Genomic DNA, 3,167 nt, shown 5'->3' with positions numbered 1-3,167 from the left:
GACCGCCGCGGCGTCCGCGGGCACCACCGCGGGCTCCACGAGCACCTCCGCCGACCACGGCGAGGCCTCCCCGACCGCGTCGGGCGACGCCCCCGGCGAGGGGGCCGACGCACCCACCGGGGCTGCCGCGGCCACCAGCGGGGCACCGGGCACGTCGTCGTCGGACGGCTCGGGCCAGGAGACGGACCCCGCTCCGGCACAGGACACCGAGAGCGCGGCGCCGCGTCGCCCGTCCACCGCGGGATCGCGGCGGACGAAGAAGGGCAAGCCGGTCATGCCGTCGTGGGACGAGGTCCTGCTCGGCGTCCGCGGCCAGCGCTGACACGTTCCCGCAGGGGTTCCGTCCTCCCGCACCGGATCCGGTCCCGTGTGGGAGCACGGATCCGGTGTGGGACCGCACCGCCCGCGGTCAGCCCCCGCCGGTGACGGCGTGGAAGGCGACGGCGGCGGCCGTTGCGACGTTGAGCGAGTCCACGCCGCTCGCCATCGGGATCCGGACCCGGCGGTCGGCGGCGGCCAGTGCCTCGTCGGTGAGACCGGGACCCTCCGCACCCAGCAGCAGGGCGACCTTCCGGCCGCACAGGCCCGCCGAGGCGAGGGGCTCGGCGTCGGCGGAGGGAGTGAGGGCGGCGACGGTGAACCCCGCCTCCCGCAGCCGGTCCACCGAGGCGGGCCACGCGCCGTCGAGGGTCGTGAACGGGACCCTCAGCACGTGCCCCATCGAGACGCGGACGCTGCGCCGGTACAGCGGGTCCGAGCAGCCGGGGCCGAGCAGGATCGCGTCGACGCCGAGGGCGGCGGCGTTGCGGAACAACGACCCCAGGTTCTCGTGGTCCCCCACCCCCTCGCAGACGGCCAGCGTGCGGGCGCGGGCCAGGACGTCGTCGAGGGACGGCGCGGGAGCCCGGTCGGCGACGGCGAGCACCCCCCGGTTCAGGTGGAACCCGACCGCCCGGGCCATGGTGTCGGCGTCGGTCGCGTAGGCCGGGACGTCGACGCCGGCGAGATCGTCGGAGAGCTCGTCGAGGCGACGCGGGACCCCCAGCAGGGAGCGCACCGGATACGGCGAGTCGAGCAGCCGGCGTACGACGACGACACCCTCCGCGATCACCAGCCCACGCCCACCGGGCCGATCGGGGCGCCGATCGGCGGTCGTGAGGTCGCGGTAGTCGTCGATTCGGGGGTCGTCGGAGTGCTCGACCGTGGTGAGTATGGCCACGACGCCCGATCGTCCCACGTCACGGACCGTTCGCCGCGCCTGGTCGCCCGGTCAGCCGGTACCGCCCGGTCCGGCGATATGACACGGTGTAGTGCCGCCTCCTCCGACAACGGTCCTCCGCCGTGTGAGTGAGAAGGCGCTCCCCGTTCGATGGAGGTCGGTTCGCGCATGGGTCAGGTGGTCGACCGGACGACGTTCAGCCGGCGCGACCGCCAGCGGTACCGGATCAAGGTGCAGCGCTGTCTGGACACTCTCGGTGACCTGCTCAGCAGCTACCCGTTCTCCGACACGGAGCCGATGACCGGCGTCGAGATCGAGTTCAACCTGGTGGATCCGGAGCTGGCGCCGTCGCTCAACGGGAGCGACGTGCTGGACACGATCAACTCGGGCGAGTGGCAGACCGAGCTCGGCCGCTGGAACCTCGAGCTGAACCTGCCGCCCCGGCCGCTGCCCGGCGACCAGTGGCGCCAGCTGGAGCACGAGCTGCTCGACCTGCTCGCGGGCGCCGGGGCGAAGGCCGGTGACCTGCGCACCCAGCTCGTCATGATCGGGATCCTGCCGACGCTCGACCCGGGGCACATGACCGCCGAGGCGATCTCCCCCGAGGACCGCTACGAGGCGCTCAACGACCAGATGCTCAACGCCCGGGGCGAGCCGATCCGGATCGACATCGCCGGCTGCTCGCCGGAGGAGCGGGTCAACGCCGACTTCGACACGATCATTCCCGAGGCGGCCTGCACGTCGATGCAGCTGCACCTGCAGGTGTCCCCCGCCAACTTCGGGCGCTACTGGAACGCCGCGCAGTGCCTGGCCGGTGTCCAGCTGGGGCTCGGGTCGAACTCGCCGTTCCTGCTCGGGTCACAGCTGTGGTCGGAGACCCGGATCCCGCTGTTCGAGCAGTCCTGCGACGTCCGGACCCCCGAGTTCCACAACCAGGGGGTACGTCCGCGGGTCTGGTTCGGTGAGCGCTGGATCGACTCGGTACTGGACCTGTTCTCCGAGAACGCCCGCTACTTCCCCGCGCTGATGCCGCTGACGTCCGATGTGGACCCGGCGACGCAGATGCGCGACAAGGGCTTCCCGGACCTGCCCGAGCTGACCCTGCACAACGGCACGATCTGGCGCTGGAACCGGCCGATCTACGACAGTACCGGCGACACCCCGCACGTCCGACTCGAGAACCGGGTGCTCCCCGCGGGGCCGACGACCGTCGACATGGTCGCCAACGCGCTGTTCTTCTACGGCCTGCTGCGCACCCTGGTCGAGGCCGACCAGCAGCTGTGGCGGTCGGTGTCGTTCGAGGCGGCGCGGGAGAACTTCCAGACGGCGGCCAAGCACGGCATGCACGCTCCCCTGTACTGGCCCGGCACCGGCTGGGTGCTCCCCGACGAGCTCGCCCTGCGCAAGCTGCTCCCCCTGGCCCACGAGGGTCTCGCCCGCTGGGGCGTCTCCGGCGCGGTCTGCGACCGGTACCTGACGGTGCTGGAGCGGCGCTGCGTCACGCGTCAGACCGGGTCGTCGTGGCAGATCGACACCGTCGCCGCGCTGGAGGCGCGGGGCGCGGACCGGATGAGCGCGCTGCGCGGCATGCTCGAGCGCTACCTGGCGCACTCGACCGCCAACCAGCCCGTCCACACCTGGGAGATCCCCGGCTGATCGGCTTCGCCATCGCGAAGCATTCTCCGCGACCGGGCCCGCTCACCGCCCGCACGTTCCTACCGTTCCTCTCCGCACACCCGCCCCGGGTGCGCGTACGGGACGGAGGGACATGTCCATCCAGCACCACCCAGACCGGCGTCGATGACCCGGGCGACGACGATGTCCCCGTTCCGGCTGTTCGGCCGCACCGCCCGCGACGAGCGCCCCCTCGACGGCGGCCCCGACCCCTGGCTCGACGACCCGGCGCCCGACCCGGCTCCGCGGCCCGCCGCGCCCCGGGCCCGGGAGG

At 73.1% G+C, this 3,167-nt stretch carries 2 protein-coding genes and 1 pseudogene; 2 read left to right on the top strand and 1 reads right to left on the bottom strand.

Annotation, left to right across the window (positions count from 1 at the left end):
* A pseudogene (locus GTW08_RS02655) lies at window positions 1-322 on the top strand (hypothetical protein); the annotation flags it as partial.
* 87 nt (window positions 323-409) lie between these two features.
* On the opposite strand, the gene GTW08_RS02650 reads toward GTW08_RS02655, so the two are convergent.
* On the bottom strand, window positions 410-1,219 hold the full coding sequence (locus GTW08_RS02650) for a TrmH family RNA methyltransferase (RefSeq protein WP_073577870.1): 810 nt from the start codon (window positions 1,217-1,219) through the stop codon (window positions 410-412).
* 168 nt (window positions 1,220-1,387) lie between these two features.
* On the opposite strand from GTW08_RS02650, the gene GTW08_RS02645 reads away from it, so the two are divergent.
* Window positions 1,388-2,875, top strand: a complete 1,488-nt coding sequence (locus GTW08_RS02645) for a glutamate--cysteine ligase (protein ID WP_073577871.1) — start codon at window positions 1,388-1,390, stop codon at window positions 2,873-2,875.
* Window positions 2,876-3,167 lie beyond the last annotated feature (292 nt).

The organism is Pseudonocardia sp. SID8383 (genome assembly GCF_009864975.1).
In the GTDB taxonomy this organism is placed as follows: domain Bacteria; phylum Actinomycetota; class Actinomycetes; order Mycobacteriales; family Pseudonocardiaceae; genus Pseudonocardia; species Pseudonocardia alni.
Note: the sequence above shows the minus strand (reverse complement) of the source record. Positions and strands in the feature narration are given on the sequence as shown.